Source organism: Mycoplasmopsis canis PG 14 (assembly GCF_001553195.1).
In the GTDB taxonomy this organism is placed as follows: domain Bacteria; phylum Bacillota_I; class Bacilli_A; order Mycoplasmatales; family Metamycoplasmataceae; genus Mycoplasmopsis; species Mycoplasmopsis canis.
Map to the genome: position 1 here is coordinate 348,599 of NZ_CP014281.1, position 25,452 is coordinate 374,050.

The window sequence follows — 25,452 nt, forward strand, 5'->3', positions numbered from 1 at the left end:
AATTCCCAAGTGGTATCAATATTTTCTGCAACTTTATAATCAGTATATTTATTTTCTTTTTTGATTCATCAAAAATACAAATTAATTTTTCTAAATTTGTCGTTAAAATGTTAATATATCTTTTATTATTTTTGCAAAATTATTTTATTACATGATACAAAAAAGAAAGTCATATGCACATTTAACTTGCATATGACTTTTCTAATTGTATTTACTAGTTAATTTCTTTAACTAATGCTTTAAATTAATTTTTTAAACTTAAAAAAATTTATTATACGAAAGTATGAACTAAAATAAATATAATGAATAAACTCATGAAGATAAAAGAATTTAAATAAAAAACAATATTATTTATCATAGGTTTATTAATTTTTTCTTGATTTCTTTTTCTGATCTGTTCTCTATAAAGTTTCTTTTCCTCTTCTGACATTTTTAACATTTTTCTTTCTTCTTTATATGAACCAACAGATACTTTTGATTCTTTGTATGACTTAGATATTGAGTTTCAAAAACCTACTTTTAAAAGAAGAATTATTATAAATATTAATGAAGTAACTAATGAAGCTACAAAAAGTATGCTAAAAATGTTTTTAGTTGATGAATTGGGAAACCTTACGAAATAAGCAACAACTATAAATGTGAATATAACGATTCCTAAAATAAAAAATGAATAAAAGTGTTTTTTCTTAAATTCATCTTTTATATTCGAAAAAATATTTCTAATCATTTTCTTTTTTAACTCATTTATTAAATTGTGATTTTGTACCATAAATAAAATGGTTGTTTTGGGTTGAAACCGGTTGAGTGAAAGGAATATTTGGGTATTCTTGTTCTTTCATGTAAGCTAGTTCAAATTTAACATCCTTAAATTTCTCGTTTGCATTAGAAATTTTTGGTATTGCTTTAAATAAATTGATTGTGTATGGGTGGAGAGGTTGTTTATAGATCTCGGTTGTATCCCCTGATTCGACAATTTTACCTAGGTGCATAATTTGGACTCTATCAGCTATATATTCAATCATTGATAAATCATGCGCTATAAATACCATTCCAATATTTTTTTGAATACATAAATCTTTTAGTAAGTTAACAACCTGAGCTTGAATTGAAATATCAAGTGAAGCAATTGGCTCGTCGGCAACAATAACTTTTGGTTCAGTAATTAAAGCTCTAGCAATCACAATTCTTTGACGTTGACCACCTGAAAATTCGTGTGGATAACGATAAGCAAATTGTTTTAATAACCCAACATCTTCAAGACTCTTATAAATTTTTGTTTTAATGAATAAGTTCTTAATTCTTAATAATTTTATTGGTTTATAAAGTTTATTAGCAATGTAGCTAATTAATTTATGTTGTTTTCTAGATCATAAATCAAATTTTGAATTACCAAGTAAAATATATGTATTTTCTAGGTCTTTATTTAAGTATTTTAATTCTATATCAAATGAAGCTATACCATTTCATTTATCTTTTACATTTGTATTGTATACTTTAAGATCAACTTTTGCCTGTTTTAATTCTTGTTCATTTTTTTGGAGTTGTAATTTATCTTTGTTGTTAATATTTTTTATTTTTCTTAACTCTTTATTTTTAGTTAATAATTTATTTAAATGATTTTCTTTGTAAAATTCATTGAATTTTTTATGCGTTAAATTAAATAGTTCATTGTTTGATTTTGATAAAGCTCTTAACTTTTTGAGAAGTTCTGTTTCTTTTTCAATTTCTTTATTTAATAAATTAATTCTTTGAGTAAATAAAGAAACGTATTTATTAACTTCATCTTGATTAATTTTTTTAGCTTCTTCTAATTCTTTTTTGGCTTGTAATACTGCTTCTTCGTTTTTGATTGATTTTTGGAAGAATTCTTTAATTTCTTGTTTAAAAATACTAATAAAGTTTTTTAATGATAAAAATATTTGATTTTTATAAGTTTTTTTTCTATCCGCAGAAATTCTAGTATATTCTGAAAAGTCAAATTTATATTGTTGGTTAACAATTTCTATTAATTTATTTTTATAAGATTTAATACTATTAAAATCATAAGGATTAATATTTAAATCTTTTTCAAAAATTGGAACTGATAAAGTTTCTAATTCTTTAATAAGTTTTTGCAATTCCTCAAAAGAAAGGTAATTAATTTTTCTTTTATTTGATTTGAATATTTTTTCAACTTTTTTGTTTAATAAATATAGTTTTAATTTAAAGTAATAAACTTCTAAATTTCTACCAACAAGTGACTCGTTTTTATTTAATTTTGACTCGTGTTTCAATTCTGAAATTAAATTTTTAATTGAATTTTTTGATGTTCTGTAGTCTTCAAATCAGTTTATTATAGAATCTTTCAGTTGAACGAATGATTCTTTTCTTGATTCTTTTAAATCATAAAATTTTTGAGTTTTTTTGTTTAATCTTAATGCTTTTAAATAATTTTCTTTAGCTTTATCGTAAGCTATTTCATCAAAATCAATTTCACCTTTTTCTAATTTTTCTTTATGTTCTTCATAAAGTTTAATAAGGTTATCTGAATTTGTATATAGATCATTTATTATAGTTGAATTGTTTTTATTTTTTTCCTCAAGAAATGAAAAATAAGAGTTAAATTTATCGTCAAATGATGTTTCATCATTATCAAAAGATGTTTCTGATAAAATCTTTCTTCATTTATCACTAAAAGGTTTAAGTAATGAATTTTGAATTTTTAAATTTTGTAATTTAAATTTTAAAACTGTTTCTAAAAATGTATAGTGAAAATGATCTTGAACTGATTCTCAATTTTTGTTTATTTCTTTAACTTTATTTTTAATTATTTTATTAACAATAAGAGGTTCTTTTAATATTGAAAATATAGTGTTTTGACCATTTAATGCCGCCATTGGGTCTTGAAAAATCATTTGAATATTTTTTCTCATGAATTTTCTTGTTTTTTTGGAAATTCTTTTACCAGAAATTAATTTGCCTTCTAAACGAACAAATCCGTTAAAGTCGTCATATAACCTTAATAATGAACGACCGATAGTTGTTTTACCTGATCCAGATTCGCCGATTAATCCAACAATTTCGCCTTCTTTAACATCAAAAGTAACATCATCTACAGCTTTATTAACATGTCCTTTGTTAACAAAAAACTTTTTTAAATTTGTAATTTCTAAAATTGTTTTTTTACTCATTTTCGTTAAATACCTTTCTGAAGCTTTCTAATCTTGCTTCTAATTCAGATGATAGTTGTACTTTAGGTGCATCAGGGTGCAATAATCATGATGCTGCCGCATGTGTTTCAGAAATTTGGAAAAGTGGCGCTTCTTTTATAAAATCAATCTCTAATGCATATTCATTTCTTGGGGCAAAAGCGTCACCTAGTGGTAAATTATTCATATCTGGAGGTGTACCTTTTATTGAATAAAGTCTGTCTTCTTTGTTTTCAGGAATTGCGGAAATCAGAGCTCATGTATAAGGATGTTTTGGTTCGGTAAAAATATCTTTTTTAGTTCCTTTTTCAACAATTTTTCCTGCATACATAACATAAATATAGTCACAGAATTTTGCGACAACAGAAATGTTGTGACTAATTAAAATTATTGAAATATTCATTTGCTCTCTTATTTCATCAAATAAAGCAAGAACCGAAGCTTGAACTGTAGGATCAAGAGCTGTGGTAGGTTCGTCAGCTATAATTAAACTTGGTTTTAAAGCTACAACCATTGTTATAACAACACGTTGCTTCATTCCTCCACTTAATGTATTATGTGGATACATATCAAAAACAGCTTCTGGATTTCTGATTCCAAATTTATCTAATAAACCAACAAGATATTCTCTTTTGGCCATATAAGTTTTTTTAGATCATTCTTTGTTTTTATTTAAAGCATCTAAAAGTTGTTTTCCAATTTTTCTTGTCGGATTTAAGGATGTAAGCGGATCTTGAGGAATATAACCAATTTTATGTCCGCGTACTGTTTGTCAAAATGATTCTTTTTTACTTTTTAGTAAGTCAGTATCACTAATTTGCATTTTATCTGCAGTAATCAAAGAGTTTTCGTTAATATTTAAAAACGATTTAGATGTAACAGATTTCCCTGATCCAGATTCACCAACAATACCAATTATTTCACCTTTACCAATTTGTAAATCAACACCTCTAACGATATTTATGTATTTATTTCTTTTTACTTTAAAACTAACTTTTAGATTTTTTACATCTAATAATATTTCTTTTTTATTTTCCATAAATATCTCCTATCTTGATTTAATAATTTTCGGATCTAAAGCATCATGAACACCTAATGCTATAAAGTGTAATGATACTGAAATTGAAAGTAATATTAATGAAGGTAATAATAATACTCAAACATTAACAGCAGCTTCTGCAGGAGCAGAAGATATAATTTTTCCTAAGTTTGCATTGTCAGATTGGAAGAAACCAAGGAAGGCAAGTGATGAAACTGAAAGAATAATTGAAGGTATTGAAGCAACATAACTTGTTGCAATTTTACCAATAATTGATGGTAATGCATGCTTGTAAATTAATCTTGCCTTTGAAGCACCGATTGATTGAGAAGCAGTAATAAACTCTGAATCTTTTACTGTAATTATAAATAATCTAGTTCTTCCGACAGACCCAACTCAACCAACAAACACAAGAGCAAAACCGAGTGTAAGATCAGTTGTTCCGAATAAAGTTGCGAATAATAATAATCAAATTAATGTAGGTGGAGCTGAAAAAATATCAATTAAACGCATAATCACAGTATCAATTGCAGTCCCGACATGGAACCCTAAATAAGAACCAATTGCTACACCTATAATTGTTTGTAATGTTGCGACAATTAATGCTAATCTAATCGCTCTTCAAGTTCCAATTCAACTTTGAGTTCAAATATCTATACCGCTATTTGTAGTACCTAAAAATGTTTTTAAATGTATTTGTGGATTTGCTTCTAGTGCTTGTGCATAGTATTTTTTAGCTTCTGCAGCAGTTATATTTAAAGGAATTTTAGATTCCTTAAATATAATGTTAATACTATCTACTTCATGTCATTTGTAAAAATCAATGAAACGAGTACCTGATTCAAGATTATATGAAATATATTGAGCTTGATCAAATTCTGCTCACAAATACCCTCCGTAATTGTTTGGGTTTGCTCAGAATCTTGCGTTTGCCGAAAAATCTCTATCACTTAAAACAAAATCTGAATTTATTTTACCACTTCATAATGACGGAAGAGATTTAACAAACGAAGAACCTGTTTTAGTTGATTGACCAATTTTATCCCCAATCAAATTCAATTGAATAGTATTTTCAACTGAATTATCAGCATTGTAAGGTGAATATGATGAAACAACTAAAGAAGTAATTAAAACAATAAGGAAAACTATTAAAAATAGCACTGATGGTCAACTTAAAAAGAATCTTTTAAAAATTTCAATAACAAGTTTTTTAGGCTTACCGGCAACATTTGAAAAATTGTTTGTTTTTGGAGCAAAATTAAAAGGATTTTCTATGTTATCAATATTTAATTTGTATTTCTTATTAAAGTCCTTTGTTGTCATTTTTACCTCCTTCTTGTTTTATTCTTTTGAATTCAATGTTTCTTCTATATGACATTAAAAACATTTGATAATAACTAAATCCTGATTTAGATGAATATTTAATTCTAGGATCTAAGATTGTATATGATACATCAACAACTATTGTTGTCATTACACCTAAGAATGTAAAGAATACTGTATTAAACATAATTATATTAATTTCACCGTTAGGGAATGATTGAGCAATTATCTGTGATGTCCCTGGAATTGATCAATATGTCTCAATAACTATACCACCAGTTAATAAACCTATGTATGACGGAATTAAAAGGGCAGCTAAAGGTATTGAAATATTTCTTAAAACATATTTAAAGAAAATTTCTATTGTTCCTAACCCTTTTGATTTGGCTATAAGAACATAATTTGATGTCAACACAGTAATAACTTGATTACGTGTATATGTAATATATGATGAAAGCGAACCTAAAACAATAATTAAAATAGGTGGCAATCATGAAATAAAAATTTGTCCTGAACTATAAACTTGAGAGTTTTGTTCACTATAGGGGTTGATAAAGCTAGGGGTTACATTCAGTTTTAATAGTAAAGATATTAATATAGGAGCAATAATGAATGATGGTAGTGCTATAAAAAATAATGAGAAAGCATTTATACCAGCATCAAATAAAGTTCCTCTTTTATAACCTGCAACAATTCCTAAAGCAATACCTAAGATTGCGCTTATAAAGAAAGCTGGAACAGTTATTATTACTGATAATTTTAAATATTTAAAGAATAATTCTGATATAGAGTTTGTTTGTGTTCTTTGAAATATTTTTTCATCATAAGGTATACCGAATGGATTTTCTTGATTTGTAAAAATATCAGATAGTCAATATCAAAATCTTGTTAAAGGATTAATTTTGTAACTTGTTCAAATATCCTTGAATTCATCATATCTTCCCTTTCAACTTGCAGGAAGAAAATGATACTTAACTGAATCATTAAATAGTTTTTCCAATAATTCTTTTGTCGAATTAGAATTACCACTACCTTGCGTTGAATTGTGTGCTTGCTCAACAAATGGATTAATAGCAAATTGTGCGGTTAAAACATAAACGACAAAAACAATAATTAGCAAGGTTAGAATAGCAAAGCCAATACGTTGCAAAATGTATTTAAGCATTTTATTTCCTTTCGTATAAAAACAATAAACAATTAACCCTAAAGTTAATTGTATAGTTGTTTAATTATTTTTTAACTAAGAATGAAGACATATCTTCGAATGAATGTAATATTTCAGGAACAATGTAATTTGGGTTAACAAGTGTGTTTGATACTGAGTTTTGTAATATTGCTAAGTAAGGGTTAACTGTAACTCCAACAATATTCATTGTTTCTGATGTTAATTTAATTAGTTCATCTTTTGAAAAACTATTTGCACTATCTGAATTTAATCATAATAAGAATTGTGAAGATAATTCACCAGCTGATACATATTGTTTTGTATCTTGTTCACGATCTATTTCAACTAATTCTAATGCTGTATCAGATGATCCTTCTTTTACTTTATATTCACCTAAATAGTTAGAAAAATCATATAAATATTTATTTGATAGTTTTCCTCATTTTTCAAGTGGAATTGAAAGTTCAAAGTTTTTTAATTTAATAAATTCTTTTAATTTTTGAGCAGCCTTAACTAATGTAGGGTAAGCTGATTCTAATTTAGCTTTATAACTTTCGTCTGAAGCAATATTTGCTAAGATTGGTAATAATTGGAAGTTTCATGATTTCCCATCTAATGAACCATTAAGTAGTTCATAGTCAGTTGATCATCCAACAATTTTCGTTGCAGCAGGATTATTAACGTAGTAACTTAATAATTCATCTCTATTAGCAACTTTTCTAAATTCTACTTGGAATCTTTCTGGATATAAAGAATTAAGTACATTAACTTGTTTTTCTGTTGCTAACTTAATTTTAGCGTTAAAGTTTATAAATCTTGAAATAACTGTAAATTTAATTTTTGAGTTATTAGGATCACTATCTAAGTTAGGGTTTTGTTTGTAAAATTCGTCAATAATTTCTTTGAAACGAGCTTTTAATACTTCAAATGCTGCTGATTTATATTTATCACTTGATTGAGCACCAACTGAGTTATTTTCTGATTGTCTTAATTCAGTACCTAATGATCCGCCTAAATCAACTCTTTGATTTGTATTTCTATCAACAACAAATAATTCATTCAATTCATCAGCATGATATCTTGGAGAATTTGTTGTATCATTTGCATCTTCTTTAATTTTTAAATCTGGAGCTGCACCTGTTAATCATGCATGAACCGCTTCAGGTGAACCCGCTTCTTTTGCTGATTCGTCTCAATTAATTACTGCTGATAAAATGTTTCTTACTTCAGCAGCTGCACCTGTTGTTGCATTAACTAGAACATTGTGAGCATTACCTGCTTTAACATCGTTTAATTCAGCTCCTCACATTAATTTTGAAAAAGCATTATTTACGTATTGTGCAGAGTCTTTATCGTTGTGAGCGTAATTTGGAACTAAAGCATTAAAGTAATATCCGATTGTTGACTTTGTTTCTTTGCTTTGTGATTTTGATAAACCAAAAACTTCTTTTTTAGCTCTTATTTGTGCTTGAGTATTTGGATCTAATTGTGAAAATGAAATTCTTGATGTTTCACCTGCTCTAAATGAGTTAAAATCTTCAACCTTAAATGCGTCAGCATCAACTACTGCACTTTTATAAACGTTTTCAATAACTTGTAATCTACCTGGATGATTTACATATTCTTGATCTTTGTAGTGTTTATTTAAAAGTCATTTTTCTGAAAGGTCATTAGCAGAATATCCTTTATAGTAATATCTTCCGGCATATAAAGTTGTATTATTGTTTAATCCATATCAATAAACCCCTGAGTCTTTAGCAAGATTTGTTGCTTTAGCTATTTCAGGCGCAACTGTTGATTCTTCTGAACTATTTACACCAGCAAAATTTCTTAATGAAGAAATATTTTTATTTGTTTCATCGATGTATTGACTTGGGGCAGGAACGAATTCATAATTACCATAAAGGATGTTTTTAAAGAATTCCACAAAGTTTGAAGAAAGATTTGCATCCTTTCTTTGAAATACTAAATAATTTTTTCCGTCTTCAGATTTTAATGCTTCATTTTTGTCGATAAGTTTATCAAAGTCAATATTGTATAAATTGAATAAATATTTATTTGTGTATGAATTTTCTTTTTTAAATACTGACGAATTATCAGGAATTAATTTTTTAGCTTGTTCATCAATTTCGGCGTTTCCACCATTTTTGTGACGAGCTGTTGTATCTTGTGTTAAATAAGTTCTTACAAGACCATAGTAGAAGTCTTTTGCAACAACATTATATTTTGTTTTTTCTCCGTTTGAGTTAACTCAAAATGATGTTTCATCAACCTCTACTTCAAATTTTGAAGCTTTGTCTAAGTCTGTGAAAAATTGTGGGTTGTTAATTGATTTTGCATCACTACTTGTTAAAGCAATATTTGATGATGCGTAATATTTTCCTTCAATGGTAGGAGCTCCTAAAGCATCTGTTTTATCATTATCATATACTTTTACTTCATCTCCGATTGTTAATTTAATTGATTTAGCATAATCTAATTTTCATTTGTTTGTTGAAGGTTTTACAACAAATGTTTTTGTAACTCTATCAATTTTGTTGCTTGCTAATTCTGTTTTTTCTTCAAACTCTGGCTTACCTTCTGATTCTTGTCTAAATAATAAACCATATGTTGTTATTTCAGGCCCTGCTTGTCATGATCCTGAACTATACGAAGCATCTGTTTGCCCTCTTCTTTGTGAATAAATTGAATTGTATTTAATACGATAAATTCCTCTATTTGCAAAATTTGCAAATGTACTTGTTACACCATCACCACTTTCAGAATTACTTGTATGTGATACAGCACCATTTCCACTTGGTGTACATGCGATAGCTGTAGCAGGTACAGCTAATGAAGCAAAAACGCTTCCTAATAATAAAAATTTTCTTTTCATAATTTTCTCTTTTCTTTTTCTCTCTATTTAAATATTTTCTTTCCTAATTTTGTTCATTCTTGAACAAGGTCCTCTATATATTGGAACCCTTCATCATAAAATTTGTCATCATTTAAGTCCACACCAACTTTTTTTAATATTTCAATTGGGTAATCATTCCCTCCAGCGCTTAAGAAGTTTTTAATATAATTATCTAAAGCTTCTTTACCATAATTTTTATATTGTTTAAAGAAGTATATCGCAACTAACTGTCCTATAGCATACTTATAAACATAAAAACCATAGTAGTAATGAGGGACGTAGATTGATTGAATTGTGTTTTTAATTGAATAACTGATTTTATCTTTTAAACTGTATTTTTTTGCATTTTCGAAATATGTTTTACTAATTGAATCATAACTCGAATTAATTTTTCCTTCTTGAATACCTTTATATAAGTCATATTCATAATTAGATCACATAACTTGTTTTAAGACAGTTCCGTTAAATCCGCTTATGATACTATCTAGAATATTGAATTTTAACTTATCATTCTTTGAATTTTTTAATAAATAATCAAATAACATTAATTCATTAAATATAGACGCTATTTCAGCAAGGAAAATAGGATAACTAGCATTGTTAATATCATTATGTTTATCTGAATAATATGAATGCATCGAATGACCTAATTCATGCGCAAGTGTTTCTACACTTCTTAAAGTACCATCAAAGTTCATTAAAATGTATTTTTTATCAATACCATAAGTTCCGCCGATACTATACGCTCCGCCTCTTTTGGTTTTTGTACTCATATAATCAACTCAATTTTCAGTTAAAGCTTTATTAATTTGTTCTGAATATTCTTCACCAAATGGTTTTAAAGATTCTTTAACTAATTCATTCATTTCTTCAACTGAATAACTACTTTTAACTTTAACAAGATCTCTCATGCTATCTCATTCATTAAAATCTTCTTTAAAACGTTTTTTGTAAAATATTTTGTAATTTTTTACATATTTCTTAATAATATTTCTTTTTTCTGATACTTTATTAAACAATTTTAATAATGTTTTGTCGGTTACTTTATCATCAAATGTAAGCATATCGACTGCTGATTTATATTTTCTAACTTTCGCAACTGTTACAAGCTTGTTGAAATGTTGAAACAATATTTCAGCAAAAGAGTCTTTATGTTTAATGTATCCGTCTCAAAAATTATTAAACGCTTGCTTCCTTACTTTTGAATCATCAGATTTCAAAAATTTAGTTCTATTTACTTTGTCTAATTTAACTTTCTTTCCGTTTTTAAGAGTTATATATCCAAAATCTAGTTCGCTATTACTCAAAATACTAAAAATAGAATGCGGATCAGGTTCTCCGATAGATGTTTCTAATAAAAATTCTTCTATTTTATCATCTAATTTATGGTCTTTTGATGCAATTAAATCTTCAATGTCTCTTTTATATAATTTTAGTCTTGAATCTTCTTTCCATTTTTTCATTTTTTCAATATGGATAAAAAATCTATTTGTTTCAGAACCAAATTCTTTACTTAATTCATGGCTTTTTAGTTCAAAGTCTTTACTTAATTTGATAAAGTCCGAATTTACTATATCTGTATTTTGATTATTCGATATGTAATTGTCAATTTTATTTGAAATTAGCTCTTGTTTCTCTGCTAGTTCTATATCTACCAAATACTCTTCAATTGAATTAAATTTTGAGTCCTTTATATTTATTCTTTGTTTCATTATTTTTTCATATTCATCAATTCAATAATGAATACTCTTGCCCTTAAGAATATCATCTAAATCTCATTTATATTTTGATGGCACTTCTTTATGGTTCTTATATTGCTTTACTTCCATCTTTCCTCCTTACATAAATACGAAAAAATCTTGTAGAGCACAAATCTACAAGACTTTATAAATATAATTATTAATATAGTATATAAACCTATAACTAAGAATGTAATTTATAAGGAATGTAAACCTATAGCTCCAATGGCTTTTGCCAAAGAGTAGAAATCTTTTATGATTTTCTACCAACACTTAATGTTGCCACATTAAGCATTTCGGCTTTTATACCCTTTCAATACTCTACGTATGCCTACTAAAGTATTTACTATTGTTAAAAGCTCCTCTATAGAATCATTCATAACAGATTTCTTTTAATCTGTTATGAATAACTTTTTTCAAACAGATTAATACTAAAACACACGAATGTTGATAATAAACATCGCACGGGTGATATTGGTAATAATCATGTTCTTTCTGTTTTTCATGGGAAAATTATAACACAAAATAATGAGACAAAAAATTTTTTAATATATAATTTTTATATGAAAAATTTAAGTAGATTTTTTGACTTTAAATCGACAGAAATGCGTATTGCTGAAAAAGCCTTGAATAGAATTAATAAATTAGAAAGTATTGTTTCTAAGTTTACAGATGAAGAATTAAAAGCTAAAACTTTATTTTTTAAAAGTCTTTTAAATGAAGGATATACTTTAGAAGATATTAGAGAAGATGTTTTTGCAGTAGCTCGTGAAGCAACTAAAAGAATTTTAGGAAAAAGACCATATGATGTTCAAATGTTAGGTGGTCTTTTACTTGATTTAGGTTCTGTAGCGGAAATGAAAACCGGTGAAGGAAAAACAATTACTTCTATAGCTCCAGTTTATTTAAACGCATTATTAGGAAAAGGTGCCATCGTATCAACCGTTAATGAATATTTAACAGAGCGTGATGCAAAAGAAATGGGTGAAGTTTTCCAATTCTTAGGATTAACTGTAGGTATCAATAAAGCTCAGTTAGACCCAAATGCAAAAAGAGCTGCATATGCATGTGACATAACCTATTCAGTTCACTCAGAGCTTGGATTTGATTATCTTAGAGATAACATGGTTTCTGATAAAAGAGAAAAAGTTCAAAGAGGTTTACAGTTTTGCTTAATTGATGAGGTTGATTCAATATTAATCGATGAGGCTAAAACCCCTTTGATTATTTCTGGTGGTGAACAAGAGGATGTAACGACCTATTTCTCTGCAGATCAATTTGTTAGAACTTTATCTTACCAAGACTATATCATTGATGAAGAAACTAAAGCTGTTGCATTAACACACTCCGGAATTAAAAAAGCAAATGAATTTTTTAATACACCTAATATTTACAATATTGAGAATAGTGAAAAAATACATTTAATTCAAAACGCTTTAAGAGCCCACAAAATCATGAAAATTGATGTTGAGTATATCGTAAGAGAAGGTAAGATTGAACTTGTTGATTCATTTACTGGTCGTATAATGGATGGACGTAGTTATTCAGAAGGTCTACAACAAGCAATTCAAGCTAAAGAGCAAATTGAAATAGAACCTGAAACCAAAACTCAAGCAACAATTACATATCAAAACTTTTTCAGAATGTTCAAGAAACTTTGTGGTATGACAGGAACCGGAAAAACAGAAGAACAAGAATTTATTGATATTTATAATATGCGTGTCAATGTTGTTCCTACAAATAAACCTATTGCTCGTATTGATGAACCTGATTCTATTTTTTATGATTCAGAAGATAAATGAAATGCAGTTGTTGAAAAAGTCGCTCAATTATACGTTAAAGGTCAACCAGTATTGGTTGGTACTTCACAAATTGAAGATTCTGAAATTTTACATAAATTACTACTTAAAAAAGGTGTGCCACATACAGTACTTAACGCAAAACAAAACGCTTCTGAAGCTGAAATAATTTCAAAAGCTGGGCAACCTAAAGCTGTAACAATTGCCACAAACATGGCAGGACGTGGTACCGATATAAAGCCTACACAAGAAGCAATTGCGCTTGGTGGTTTATATGTATTAGGAACCGATAAAGCTGAGTCACGTAGAATTGATAACCAATTACGTGGGCGTTCAGGTCGTCAAGGTGATGTGGGAACAAGTAAATTCTATGTTTCTTTAGAAGACCAATTAATTAAACGTTTTGCGACTTATGAAGCTTTTCAAGAAGCATATTCAGATCAAAAAGGTAAAGAAATTACAAGTAAGACCTTAAGACTTCAATTTAATCATGCTCAAAAGAAAATTGAAGGTTTTAATTACGATTCAAGAAAATCAGTTTTAAATTATGATGATGTTATTAGACAACAACGTGATTTAATTTACGCACAACGTGATTTAATATTAGCAGCAAATGATGTTGACTTTATTTTAAAAAGAATGTTTATGTCAGCTGCCAAATCTATCGTTAGAAATGGTGAATATTACTTACATAATAATTATAACTATGATGCTTTAGTAAGTTTCTTAAATGAAAATATTGGAAAATTGGTTTCTTTTGAATTTAACATATCTGATATTGTTAAAGTACACGAAAGCGATTTACCTGAATATATTGCAAACATAATTCTTTCATTATATGAAGAGTGAACAAAAAATGCAAATATAAGCAATAACAAAGAAGATATAGCATACATGCAAAAAGAACGTATATTATCTGTTTTAGACAAAAAATGACAAATACAAATTAATCGTATGGACAAATTGCGTTCAAATGTTAACTTGGTTCAATATTCACAAAAGAATCCTTACCAAGTTTATACTGAAGAAGGAACTAAATTATTCGAAGCAATGTTAGATGATATTGCATATGAAGTAATGATTTTAATTTTTAGCAATAGAATGGGTAAAAAATCATTAATAACAAAAGAAATCAAGAATGATCCTTTATTCCATACAGTTATGAGTGTATTTAACTTTAATACTAATCAAAGTATTGAGGAATACGAAAAAGAAGTTCTTGAAAAATATAAAATCGTTAGAAAAAGATATGATGAAATCGAAATAGAAAAAGCAAACAGAAAAGCTGAAAATTAATTTATTATGTTTTATTTATAAATAGAATATAATTTAAATACATTTAAATAAAACATTCCTAGGAGTTAATATGAGAAAAGATAAAAACAATTTAAGAATAGCAAGACGTCATGATATTAGTATTAAACCTGAAGAAGAAGGAATGAGATATAAAAGATTTATGGGAGATAAAATAAATATGGAAAATGTATATCGTCCAGTTGGTGGATCATGCTGCGGTGGAAATTGCGCAGCTAACAAAAATGCTAACTTACTTTTAAAACACAAACAAGCTGTTAAAATGGAAAAACCAATGGTTATTGAAAAAGAAGCTCCGGTTGTAAAACAAGAAGTTGTTATGAAACCTGCAGCTACAGTTGTAAAACCAGTTGAAAAGAAAGTTGTGCAAGAAGTTAAACCTAAATTATTAGATTTAAATGATTTAGCAAAAAAATTCGCTGACTTTTTTAATGAATTAGTTAAATAATTAAAAAACTAAAGAACCATAATAATTTCATGGTTCTTTATTTTTGATAAAAACAAGGAGAAGAAATGTTAGAAGTACAAAATTTAAGCAAAATATTTAGTGATAAAAAGCTATTCGAAGGTGTTAATTTAAAATTTACTGAAGGTAATACATATGGTGTTATCGGTGCAAATGGAGCAGGTAAATCAACATTCTTAAAAATTATTTCAGGGCAAATTGAAGCAACATCTGGACAAGTTATTAAAGAAAAAAATAAACGTATTTCTGTTTTAAGCCAAGATCATAATGCTTATGACTCATACAATGTTACTGATGTTGTTATAATGGGTAATACAGACCTTTATGAAGTTATGCAAGAAAAAGATGCCATTTATGCTAACCCAGATGCTACAATGGATGATTACACAAGAGCCGGTGAACTTGAAGAAAAATTCGGTGATCTTGGAGGATGAACGGCCGAAAATGATGCTCAAGAACTTTTAAGTAACCTTTCAATTCCAAAAGATAAATGAAATGTTCCAATGAGTGAATTAACTGCTAACCAAAAAATTAAGGTTTTATTAGCTAAAGCTTTATTTGGAAATCCAGATATTTTAATAATGGATGAGCCAACTAACCACCTTGATTTACGTTCAATTAGATGACTTGAAAACTTTTTAATTGACTATGAAAATGTTGTTATAGTAGTTAGCCACGATAGCGACTTCCTTGATGCTATTTGTACACATATAGTTGATATAGATTATAATGAAGCTAAGATTTACACAGGTAACTACTCATTCTGAAAACAATCTTCAGAATTAGCACGTGAAATGATGAAACAAAGCAACGTTAAAAAAGAAGCACAAATGGAAAAACTTAAAGAATTTATTGCTCGTTTTAGTGCTAATGCTTCTAAATCAAAACAAGCTACAAGTAGAAAAAAAGCTTTAGAAAAAATTACTCTTGATGAAATTAAGCCTTCAAACAGAAAATATCCATTTGTTAGATGAGAAATGAATAGAGATCACGGAAAGCAAATTTTAAATGTTGAGGGATTAACATTTAAGAATGAAAACGGTGATACATTATTTGAAAATGTTTCATTCTCACTTAAACCAGGAGAAAAAATGGTTATAGTAGGGGATGATGATATCGCTAAAACAAGACTTTTAGAATGTATATTCGGAGTTAGAAAGCCAACATCAGGAACAATTGAATGAGGTCAAACAATAACTCCTAGTTATTTCCCTAATGATAACTCAAAATTCTTCGAAACTGATGAAACTATTTTGGAATGAATTTCTAAATGACCATTAGAAAATAAAGAAAAAGAAAATCAAGAAAATGATGACGCTAGAATGCGTGGATTTTTAGGTAGAATGCTATTTAGTAATGATACAGTGTTCAAAAAAGTTAAGGTAACTAGCGGGGGAGAAAAAGCTCGTTTAATGTTTTCTAGAATGATGCTTCTTGAATCTAACTTCTTAATTTTAGATCAACCACTTGATCACCTAGATACAGAAAGCATTGACTCAGTAATCGAAGGGGTTAATGGATACCGTGGCGGAGTTATTTTCACAACTTATAATAGGGCATTTGTTAATCAATGTGCAGATGTAATCTTAGAATTACAATCACCTCAAAAAAGTTTTATTTTTAGAGGAACTCTCGAAGAATATGAACAAATCATGCAGGATCAATAATGAATAGATTCTTTGTAAATGAAAAACATGAAAATTATTTTATTTTAAACAAAGAAACGCTTAAACACTTAAGTGTCATAAGGATTGGTGACAATCCTTTTATTTGTGTTTATGATAAAAAATTTTATAAATGTATTTTAGAATTTGATAAAGCTAAAATAATTGATGAAATTAATGAAAACCATGAATTTAAACACGAAGTTGTTGTTGCTATTTCTTTAATTAAATACGAAAGATTTGAATGAGCACTTCAAAAACTAGTTGAATTAGGAGCTACAAAAATAATTCCCATGGTTACCGAGTATACTAATGGCGAATTATATAAATTCAATAAATTTGAAAAAAAACTAGAAAGATTTCAAGCTATTTTGCAAAATGCAGCTGAGCAATCATTCAGAAACATTATCCCTGAATTAACGAATTTACACAAATTCGAAGATGTAACAACAATGGAGGGATATAAAAAAATAATTGCTCATGAAAAGCAAGATGAATCAGCTTCGATTGAAAATAATATTGATTCTAATGTTTTATTCTTAATCGGGCCTGAAGGCGGATTTTCTAATAATGAAATAGAAACTGCCTTAAAAAGTAACGTTAATTGTGTTTCTTTAGGAAAAAGAATTTTAAGAGCAGAAACTGCGGCCATTTATATGATTTCAAAGGTTAAAATTTAAAAAACATTCAAATTAAATTGAATGTTTTTTTTAAAATTTATTGTTTATCCAAATATTGTACAACACTAAAACAAAAACTAATATGAATATGCGGATTATTCGGTTATTGTTTACCCAAATATTGTACAACACTAAAACCATTGTCCGGGATTACTTGCTTTGTTAAATGTTATTGTTTACCCAAATATTGTACAACACTAAAACCCACTTTTGGGAAAATGTGAGACTTTGAAGGTTATTGTTTACCCAAATATTGTACAACACTAAAACGCGTGTTTTTCATTAATTACAAAAAAATAAGTTATTGTTTACCCAAATATTGTACAACACTAAAACTTTTTTGGTCTTAATTTTTCATCTTTCACGGTTATTGTTTACCCAAATATTGTACAACACTAAAACAATAAAATTGAAATTAATTTTTGAATGATTGTTATTGTTTACCCAAATATTGTACAACACTAAAACCATAGAATTTTGAAATACTTCACAAAAATAGTTATTGTTTACCCAAATATTGTACAACACTAAAACCTCATTACAAAGAATTTATTTTAAAAATAAAGCTTTTTTCATATTTTCCATTGTTTCTTTTGTGTAAATAAGTTCAGGATTAACGTTATCAAACGGTTTTTGAAAATATTCTTCAATGAAATATTCAAAAACGCTCTCATTATCTATATTTTTTAACGTATATAGATTTTCATCTACAAAATTTGTTAATAATACCTCTGAAGAGCTTTTAATTATATTAAACGAATTATTGGTCATTACTATAATGTTGAAGTCATTTGAAAATTCTGTTAAAAGAGATAGACTTATATCATCCATATCTTTGATTATTATATTTTGTTTTTCTGCTTGTGATATGTTTCTTAAAAAACTGTATAACAAACTTGATGTTATAAATTCTTTTGTTTTAATATCAAACATTGACTTAAATAGTTTACTAGTTGATTCATTTATATTAACCAGATCGTAACCTATCTTTTTATTCACTTTATTGGCAATATTTTGTAAGTAATTTTTGTTAATTAATTTATCAGTATCTAAATTATGCTCGCCAATAATTTTGTTTAATATATTTTTATTTGTAAAACTATATAACGAATCTAATGTTGTTAGAGGTGAAATTATCATAAAGTCTTCTATACTAATTTCGTTACCACCTATATTAAATACCTTTCTATTATCATTCTCATATTCATAAAGTTTTCTCAAATAAGCAGTTGTATTATCTACATTTATACAAGCTACTCCCGAAAAATTTTCAATCAATTTATTGTGTATTTGTATTTTTAACATAATTATAATTCTATATATTTCTCCTTTTCATTCACAAGTTCGTTATGTGACTTTTGACCTGTTAACATATCCATTTTTTTATATTGTTCTTCAGTTAACATAAATACTCTAATATTTGCTCTATAAGGAAGTCTACTCTTAACTTTATTCATTTCATACTTGTACATAGTATGTGAGCCTATACACTTAGTATAAACCGAATATTGCAACATATAATACCCAAGTGATATCAAATGATTTCTAAATTTACTTGAACTTTCTTTATAACTATCATCATTATAAATATCGTACATTAATATTATCCTCATTTGTCTTGTTTTAACTCCATTCAATTATAAAGTCCTCGCATATAAGATTATTATTAATAACACTTTTTACTATTTTATCAATATATTCATTAACTGATAATTTTGTGTTTTTGATTGCTATTTTTTCTTCAAACATACAAAACAAATCTTTTTTGAATAAAATAAAATCCTTTTTACCATATATATAAATGTGTGTGTAAACTAGCTTATCAATTAGCGCCCTAAGAGGTTCCATTAGATCACAAGAAAGAGCAAAATGATTATTAAAACTTTTGTGAAATATCCCTATTCTATTGTCTAATCCATTTTTTATAATCGACCTAGATACATATGTCATCAATACTGTATAACCATAATCCAAAAATGTATTTATAATATTTTCATCATCTCTAGAAAAATTTGCTCCGTACAATATTTTAAAAGATAACTTTGCTGCATGACCTTCACAGTTTGATCTATCATTAATTAAAACCGATTCATAATACTTTATAAGTTTATCGATTTCTTCTTCAGAAGTTATATCTAAATAATAAATAAGCTTAGTATAATTTACTATTTTAGTTTTTATTATTTCTCTTCAAACAAAACCCTTAAAATCCTTACTTCAATTGATTTGATTTAAAAAATTTTTATTTGAATAATACCCTTGAATCGGAGAAATTTGGACAGTGGGTTTAAATTTTGAATCACATATAATAATATTTACGTTTTGTGCTACTAATTCGTTTAATAAGGGAACGGAAATGTTGCATCTTGGATTCGATACTAAAACAGTGTCAATTTGACTTATAGGTACTATTATTCTCTTTTCATTACTTTTTACTATTAAAGAATTTAAAAAATATGAAATATATTCACTTTGTGAAATTTCTAAAACTTTTTTCGACATTAAAAATAAAAAAACTGAAAGCTACGCTTTCAGCAATTACGGCAGCAATTAAGCGCCTTGATTTAGGATGTACAATATTTGGGTAAACAATAATTAATTTGTACTTAAATATTATAACACATTATTTTTGTTTATTCAAATATTTTTTTATTTATACCAAAAGGCGAAATATCTACTTGTTCATAATTATTCATTATAGATTTTATTCCAAACATTAATCTCTTTGGGGTTTTGCTAGTATCTTGGTTTTTATTTTCGTCTTTAAATTCTATTTTATTTAAAAATTTAATCTCTATAATGTCTCTAACGGTCTGAATACTTGAAATATAATAAAATTCTTTATTTTGCTTATCTAGCAAAATGGTTCCAGGGAAAATAAATGAATGAAAATTATAAGTTTTGTCAATTCCATAGATCTCTTTATATTTTTCAATTTTTTCCATGTTGTAGGTTTTAAAGTCCTCAATATCCCAATTTTTATCTCCAAAGATAGCTATTTGAGTGTTTATAGATAATGTTTTAAAATTATTTGCTGAATTCTTAAAAACTATTGCCCCAAGAGAATTAATGTTTTCGTAAAACGCCTTGGGTTCATTATTTTTGCCATTAAATTTATTTATAACTTGATTTTTTCTTATGTCATTAATTTTTACATCATTAACCAATCTTAAGAACTTAATTTTTCTAGTTGTATTTTTAGTAGGATTGTAAAGAACAAATGTTTTATTAGCGATCATTTGATTAATAAACTCTTCGCTAAACTGATCTAGTGATTTTGTTAAAGATCTCATATATTGCTTTAAATATAAATTGTAATTTATTTTGTTTTTTGTATATTTAATATTTATAGCTTCATCTCTTGATGGAATATTATTTTCTTTACCATATGACTCAATAATTTCGATTATTTGATCGATAACTTCTGGATTCGATTGATTAATAACAAATTTTTCTCTTTCCCTTAGTAATCTCAAGTATATGTCTTTGTCATCTAGAATACTGAATTTTTCTTTTTTGTAATAATTTGTTATGCCATCTTCATCTGTTTTTGTGGCTATCCCATAGATTGTTTCGTTATAAAGCTGTCTATTTGTCTTTCTTTTTGTTTTTCTAGAGAAAAATACTTCATCATCAAGATCTATCAAATACTCTTCTATTTCTTTAGCGATTTTTCTAGCTTGAACATTGTTCTTTATGCTTGTCCAATCTTCTTTCTTTAATTCCTTTATTTCACCAGTATATCTATCTTCTATAACTCAATAACCTTCACTTCTTTTACTTATAATACCATTTAATGAGGGGTCAATTAAGTTATATAGTGTTTTGGTTTTGTTTGAAAATAATGCGATTATAGCAGCATCATAAGCATGGTGAGAAAAGTCGCTTCTATCCTTAAGTCTTAATTTATTATCATAAGACATATTTTTTCTAATAAATGAAGTAACAGCACCATTCATAGCTATAACTTTAAACATTTTCTTGTTATCAATTAAATGATGCTCAGCATAATTGTTTAATTGATCTCTGAATAATATTGTTGCATATCTTGTATCATTTAAATTTCTTGCTAAGAAACCAAGTTTGTCATAACCATCATATGAAGCAGTTAGTAGATTCTCTGATTTTTTTAATCTTTCTTTTTTACTCAAAATTGAATCCACATTATTGACAAAAACTCTTTTTACATATTTCGTAAATTCGTCTCAATTTCAACCACTATGACCTTGTTTTATATATTCATATGGTAATGAATTGCTTTTTTCTTGATTTGATTGTTTGTGAACCAAAACTTTATTTGCACTTGAATCATCAAAACATAGGCTATAAGGTATTATATGGTCAATTTCAACCTTATTATTAACAATTTCATTTACCGAAATTTGAGCTCCTGTATAAGGGTCTTTAAAATCTTGAGAAATTCATAAAAATATTTTATATATAAGTTTTTCATATTTATCATTAAAAACAGATTTGTCTATATTATTTGCCTCTAATCTCTCTTCAACCAAGCTTTTTTTAGACTTCTGTGCTTTTGCAATTCCTTTAAGCGCATCATTTTCTTGGTCTTGGGTCATTTCTCTAGCTAACTCAATAACTACTTTGTCTATTTCGAAATCTTTTGAAAATTTTTGAATAATCTTATTAAAAATAAGAATTGCTTGTTGAAATGTTACTTTTACATTAGGTGGTAAAATTGCATCTTTTAAAAAGTTATCATTTAAATATTTCTTATCTTGTTTAGCCATTAAGGAACTATTATCTTCAATTTGGGATTTAATTTCTTCGTCATAGTTTTTAATAGCTTCTAGGTTTCATCCTTCATTATTATCCAGTAATTTAGGCAAGATTTCATCAATTGCTTTCTTAGATAAACTATGTGTTTTTGAATTATGATTCTCAAATTCATTACCTGCACCTAGAAGGAACTCCTTAAGTTTTAATTTTAAATTTTCAATATTAAGTGATTCATTTTTAGCAATAAATAAATCTATTGAAGAATCTTTGTTATTAGATTCTTTTTGATAAATTAAAAATAAGTATAAATTATCTAGGAGTTCAAGATTTTTGATAATATCATTTCTATCTTTAAATTCAAACTTAATTCCTACGTTATCTAAGAGATTTATCAAAACATTCAGAATTTTTAAATCTTGAAACTTAAATTTATTTTCTTTAGCACTTTCTTCAATGTTCAAACCAGATAACCCAACACCATATACATTAGGTTCTTTACCAGCTCATTCATCTTTTATCATATCAATATCTTCTACTGATATCATGATAGATTTGATAGACTCTTTTTTAACAATATCATTTATATTTGTGCTTGTTAGTTTTTTCTTCTTTTCTGAAATTGGTAAATTAAATAGATTTAATAATATATTTAACTTATCAACGCTTGATAGTTTTCATAGTGGTTGTATGTTCTTTTTATCCGTGCTATATAATCTTATATTTGCTAACTCATTTAAGAAATTAAAAATAAGTGCAGATGGTAAATATTTTGGTGCTCTCTGTTCATTTGTAAAAATTGAGCATTTTCCAATATTTTTATCCCAAATATGTTCATAACGACCGCCTTGGCCATTATCACCAAATTCTCCAAAAATACCATATGGACTAGGCATATTATCACTTCCTGGCCCTTTCGAAATATCTCTTGTAAAACTAAATATTTTTTTAAATTCTTCTATAAATGTTTCAGAAAGAATATTTTTTTGAACATTAAAAAAGTAGTTTATTTCTTTTAATCATTCTTTATTTGAAAAGTCAAAAAAGAATGCTTCTTTAAGATCTTTATTATCTTTCATTTCGCTTTCAGTTGGTTGGCTTAAAGCACCCTTAAAATATCCGTACTTTTTATAAAATTCATTTAATTTATATGAAGGCATTGATTCAACTGTTTGTTGATCAAAATCTTCTTTTGTTTCTTTTTCATCATAAAAGTATCCTCTATTTTTAAGATAGTCATGCAATATTCAAGCAATCTCATCAGGACAAACCTCCTGTGATAATGCTTTAGTTTTTAATTCAATAATATTTGGGTACTTTATTGATAATTCCCTAAATCTATTTTCGATTGCTTCTCTACTACTTAAACCAAAAACTTCAGTTCTTTTTACTAGATTATAAAATTTTTGGTTTCTGTATTTTCTACGTCTTAGAAGTCTTCTAGTACCTCTTTGAGTTCTTCTTTCTAAATTAGTATCTGGGGCATCAAATAATCTTGAACCCAATTTATAAACTTGATTTGTTTCGCTATCAACAATTGCTCATCCAACTGATGCAATACCTAAATCAAACCCTAACGTTACTTTACGCTTTTTTTCCATTTGTAATCTCCTTATATTTAAATTCTAAACGAAATTATTTTTTTAGATACAAAAAATATGAAAATAATTTCATTAAATATATTTATGGACTTTATTTTTGAATTATTTCCTTATATAATATAATTAATTTATGAAAAAAATTGATGTTAAAATTGAAATTCAAAAAAATTCAAGAATTAAATATGAATATAATAGAAAAACAAAAGAAATTGAAGTAGACAGAATTCTTAGAGGAGATTTTGTTTATCCATGTAATTACGGATTTGTTCCTGAAGCTCTTGATTGAGATGGGGATGAGTTAGATGTATTATTGTACTCAGAAGAAACATTTCAACCAGGTGTTAAATTAAGTGCGAGAATCATTGGTGCAATGAAAATGATTGATGATGGAGAAACTGATACAAAATTAATAGCGGTTCATGCAGATGATTATAGACTTGATCATATACAAAAACTAGAAGATTTACCATCTCCATTTTTAGATACAGTTAAAACATTTTTCAGCACATACAAAAACTGAAAACGTCCTGGAATTACAGTTGTTTCAGGGTTTGAAGGTATTGAATATGCCGAAAAAGAGTATGAAGAATGTGTTCACTTAATGAATGAATATGGGTCAATGGATAAAAAAGATTTCATCAAGAAAATGCAAAAAGAACACCCAGAAAAATATACATTTTAAAGAAAACTTTAGTTTATGCTACTGTTTTTTTTTTTTTTTTTTATTAAAATTAAAATGTGATATAAAATTAAAAAATAAGGAGATAAAAATGAAACTAAAATTACCTACTAAGTTGATTGCCTTATCAATAGTTCCTTCTTTAGGTTTGGTTACCAGTTGTTCTTGTTCTCAAAATAATAAAGATACTGAGAAAAAAGAAAAAGAATACAAAACATTTGAAGCTCAATTTAGTAACAATATATTATGAACAGATTGGGATTACTACAATGAATTTATAGAGAGATTAAATGAAATACCTCAGTTGCCTGATGAATATAAGCAGGTAAACGTTCGTGTATCAAAATTGCAGTTAAATGAGGTTTTTGAAAGAAAATACTTTGAAGATCAAATACTTGCAAAAATTAATAAAATTGATTTGAAATTTAAAATTGATTTGACTGAAAGAACCTTGCTTAACCTAGATCCCAAAACATCTTCCGATTTAAAAGAAGTTGAAAAATTATTACAAAAAGATTTCAATAACTATTATGTAAATGAATCATGATTTGTAGATGTGCTAAAAAACAAAATTAAATTAGCCGAATCTGGAATTAACAAAAATGACGGAAAAATAACATTAGACAGCGCACAAAAAAATAATAAACTAAATGAATATAATGAAGTTGTTAATGAGATTAAAAATTTCTTAAATGAGCATGCTAATATCAGCATAGATGATGAAATTAAAATTTCCGAAATCAATCAGGACACCGTGAAGGGATGATCTCTTATAATTAAATTAAAAAGTGGAAATTTAGAGTCTAATTCTATAAAATTAGATTTCAAAAAACCTGAAGCAGAATTGACAGATGAACAAATAAAGGATAAAAATTTATCAAATAGCATAACTAAAAAAGTAAAACTGAAAATTAATGAATACTTTGATGATTCAAAATTAGAAGGTTTTTTTAAGTTTATTAGATTTTTAGTGTTGGTCGACAAGAATGGGTTACTAAATGAAAAAATTACAGATCTTATCTATAATATTGTGCTAGATAATATTCCATACTCAGAAATACTTCCCAAATTTGTTTTAAGAGCATTAACAAGCAAATTAAGACCGCAAATCGAAAAATTTGTTGATAAAATTGTATTCTTAATGAGGGCAAAATAAAAAACAGAG

At 26.9% G+C, this 25,452-nt stretch carries 17 protein-coding genes, 1 CRISPR repeat array and 1 riboswitch; of the genes, 6 read left to right on the forward strand and 11 right to left on the reverse strand.

Translation table 4 applies throughout. The features are described from left to right. Window positions 1-271 precede the first annotated feature (271 nt). From AXW82_RS01245 to pepF, 7 genes are all read right to left on the reverse strand, one after another. Window positions 272-727: a hypothetical protein gene (locus AXW82_RS01245; protein WP_044084307.1), complete on the reverse strand. Its 456-nt coding sequence runs from the start codon at window positions 725-727 to the stop codon at window positions 272-274. Then, a complete protein-coding gene (locus tag AXW82_RS01250) occupies window positions 720-3,170 on the reverse strand; it encodes an ATP-binding cassette domain-containing protein (RefSeq protein WP_004794758.1) in 2,451 nt (816 codons plus the stop codon). Before AXW82_RS01250 ends, AXW82_RS01245 begins: the two co-directional genes overlap by 8 nt. Beyond that, window positions 3,163-4,227 carry an ABC transporter ATP-binding protein gene (locus AXW82_RS01255; protein ID WP_004794756.1) on the reverse strand — a complete coding sequence of 355 codons (1,065 nt, stop codon included), beginning with the start codon at window positions 4,225-4,227 and terminating at the stop codon, window positions 3,163-3,165. Before AXW82_RS01255 ends, AXW82_RS01250 begins: the two co-directional genes overlap by 8 nt. 9 nt (window positions 4,228-4,236) lie before the next feature. Then, window positions 4,237-5,550, reverse strand: a complete 1,314-nt coding sequence (locus tag AXW82_RS01260; protein ID WP_004794755.1) for an ABC transporter permease — start codon at window positions 5,548-5,550, stop codon at window positions 4,237-4,239. After that, window positions 5,531-6,715, reverse strand: a complete 1,185-nt coding sequence (locus tag AXW82_RS01265; protein ID WP_004794752.1) for an ABC transporter permease — start codon at window positions 6,713-6,715, stop codon at window positions 5,531-5,533. The genes AXW82_RS01260 and AXW82_RS01265 overlap by 20 nt, the downstream gene beginning before the upstream one ends. A gap of 64 nt (window positions 6,716-6,779) precedes the next feature. Next, a complete protein-coding gene (locus AXW82_RS01270) occupies window positions 6,780-9,590 on the reverse strand; it encodes an OppA family ABC transporter substrate-binding lipoprotein (RefSeq protein WP_004794751.1) in 2,811 nt (936 codons plus the stop codon). A gap of 23 nt (window positions 9,591-9,613) precedes the next feature. Further along, a complete protein-coding gene (pepF, locus tag AXW82_RS01275; protein WP_004794748.1) occupies window positions 9,614-11,440 on the reverse strand; it encodes an oligoendopeptidase F in 1,827 nt (608 codons plus the stop codon). Window positions 11,441-11,559: 119 nt separating this feature from the next. Continuing rightward, window positions 11,560-11,725: riboswitch (Lysine riboswitch) on the reverse strand. 188 nt (window positions 11,726-11,913) lie between these two features. Here pepF and secA point away from each other — a divergent pair. The 4 genes from secA (at window position 11,914) to AXW82_RS01295 (ending at window position 17,273) form a co-directional block, all read left to right on the forward strand. After that, complete coding sequence (gene secA / locus AXW82_RS01280) at window positions 11,914-14,445, forward strand: preprotein translocase subunit SecA (protein ID WP_004794747.1); 2,532 nt, start codon at window positions 11,914-11,916, stop codon at window positions 14,443-14,445. A gap of 70 nt (window positions 14,446-14,515) precedes the next feature. After that, window positions 14,516-14,911 carry a hypothetical protein gene (locus AXW82_RS01285; protein ID WP_004794744.1) on the forward strand — a complete coding sequence of 132 codons (396 nt, stop codon included), beginning with the start codon at window positions 14,516-14,518 and terminating at the stop codon, window positions 14,909-14,911. 65 nt (window positions 14,912-14,976) lie between these two features. Then, complete coding sequence (locus AXW82_RS01290; protein WP_004794741.1) at window positions 14,977-16,596, forward strand: ABC-F family ATP-binding cassette domain-containing protein; 1,620 nt, start codon at window positions 14,977-14,979, stop codon at window positions 16,594-16,596. Continuing rightward, window positions 16,596-17,273: a 16S rRNA (uracil(1498)-N(3))-methyltransferase gene (locus AXW82_RS01295; RefSeq protein WP_004794738.1), complete on the forward strand. Its 678-nt coding sequence runs from the start codon at window positions 16,596-16,598 to the stop codon at window positions 17,271-17,273. Before AXW82_RS01290 ends, AXW82_RS01295 begins: the two co-directional genes overlap by 1 nt. Before the next feature lie 36 nt (window positions 17,274-17,309). Continuing rightward, window positions 17,310-17,807: a CRISPR direct-repeat array (repeat unit 36 nt; unit sequence GTTATTGTTTACCCAAATATTGTACAACACTAAAAC). A gap of 15 nt (window positions 17,808-17,822) precedes the next feature. Here the strand turns inward: AXW82_RS01295 and AXW82_RS01300 are convergent. From AXW82_RS01300 to cas9, 4 genes are all read right to left on the reverse strand, one after another. Then, the gene (locus tag AXW82_RS01300) at window positions 17,823-18,578 is read right to left on the reverse strand and encodes a hypothetical protein (protein ID WP_004794735.1); all 756 of its coding nucleotides are present in this window, start codon (window positions 18,576-18,578) and stop codon (window positions 17,823-17,825) included. 2 nt (window positions 18,579-18,580) lie between these two features. Next, on the reverse strand, window positions 18,581-18,871 hold the full coding sequence (gene cas2, locus AXW82_RS01305) for a CRISPR-associated endonuclease Cas2 (RefSeq protein ID WP_081091221.1): 291 nt from the start codon (window positions 18,869-18,871) through the stop codon (window positions 18,581-18,583). 25 nt (window positions 18,872-18,896) lie between these two features. Continuing rightward, entirely contained in the window at window positions 18,897-19,775 is an 879-nt protein-coding gene (cas1, locus tag AXW82_RS01310) for a type II CRISPR-associated endonuclease Cas1 (RefSeq protein WP_004794731.1), read from the reverse strand. A 131-nt stretch (window positions 19,776-19,906) separates the two neighbouring features. Beyond that, window positions 19,907-23,608: a type II CRISPR RNA-guided endonuclease Cas9 gene (cas9, locus tag AXW82_RS01315; RefSeq protein WP_004794730.1), complete on the reverse strand. Its 3,702-nt coding sequence runs from the start codon at window positions 23,606-23,608 to the stop codon at window positions 19,907-19,909. Between the two features lie 130 nt (window positions 23,609-23,738). Between cas9 and AXW82_RS01320 the strand changes: the two genes are divergently transcribed. Next, the gene (locus tag AXW82_RS01320) at window positions 23,739-24,290 is read left to right on the forward strand and encodes an inorganic diphosphatase (protein ID WP_004794728.1); all 552 of its coding nucleotides are present in this window, start codon (window positions 23,739-23,741) and stop codon (window positions 24,288-24,290) included. An 88-nt stretch (window positions 24,291-24,378) separates the two neighbouring features. Continuing rightward, the gene (locus tag AXW82_RS01325; RefSeq protein WP_004794727.1) at window positions 24,379-25,443 is read left to right on the forward strand and encodes a hypothetical protein; all 1,065 of its coding nucleotides are present in this window, start codon (window positions 24,379-24,381) and stop codon (window positions 25,441-25,443) included. The last annotated feature ends 9 nt before the right edge of the window (window positions 25,444-25,452 follow it).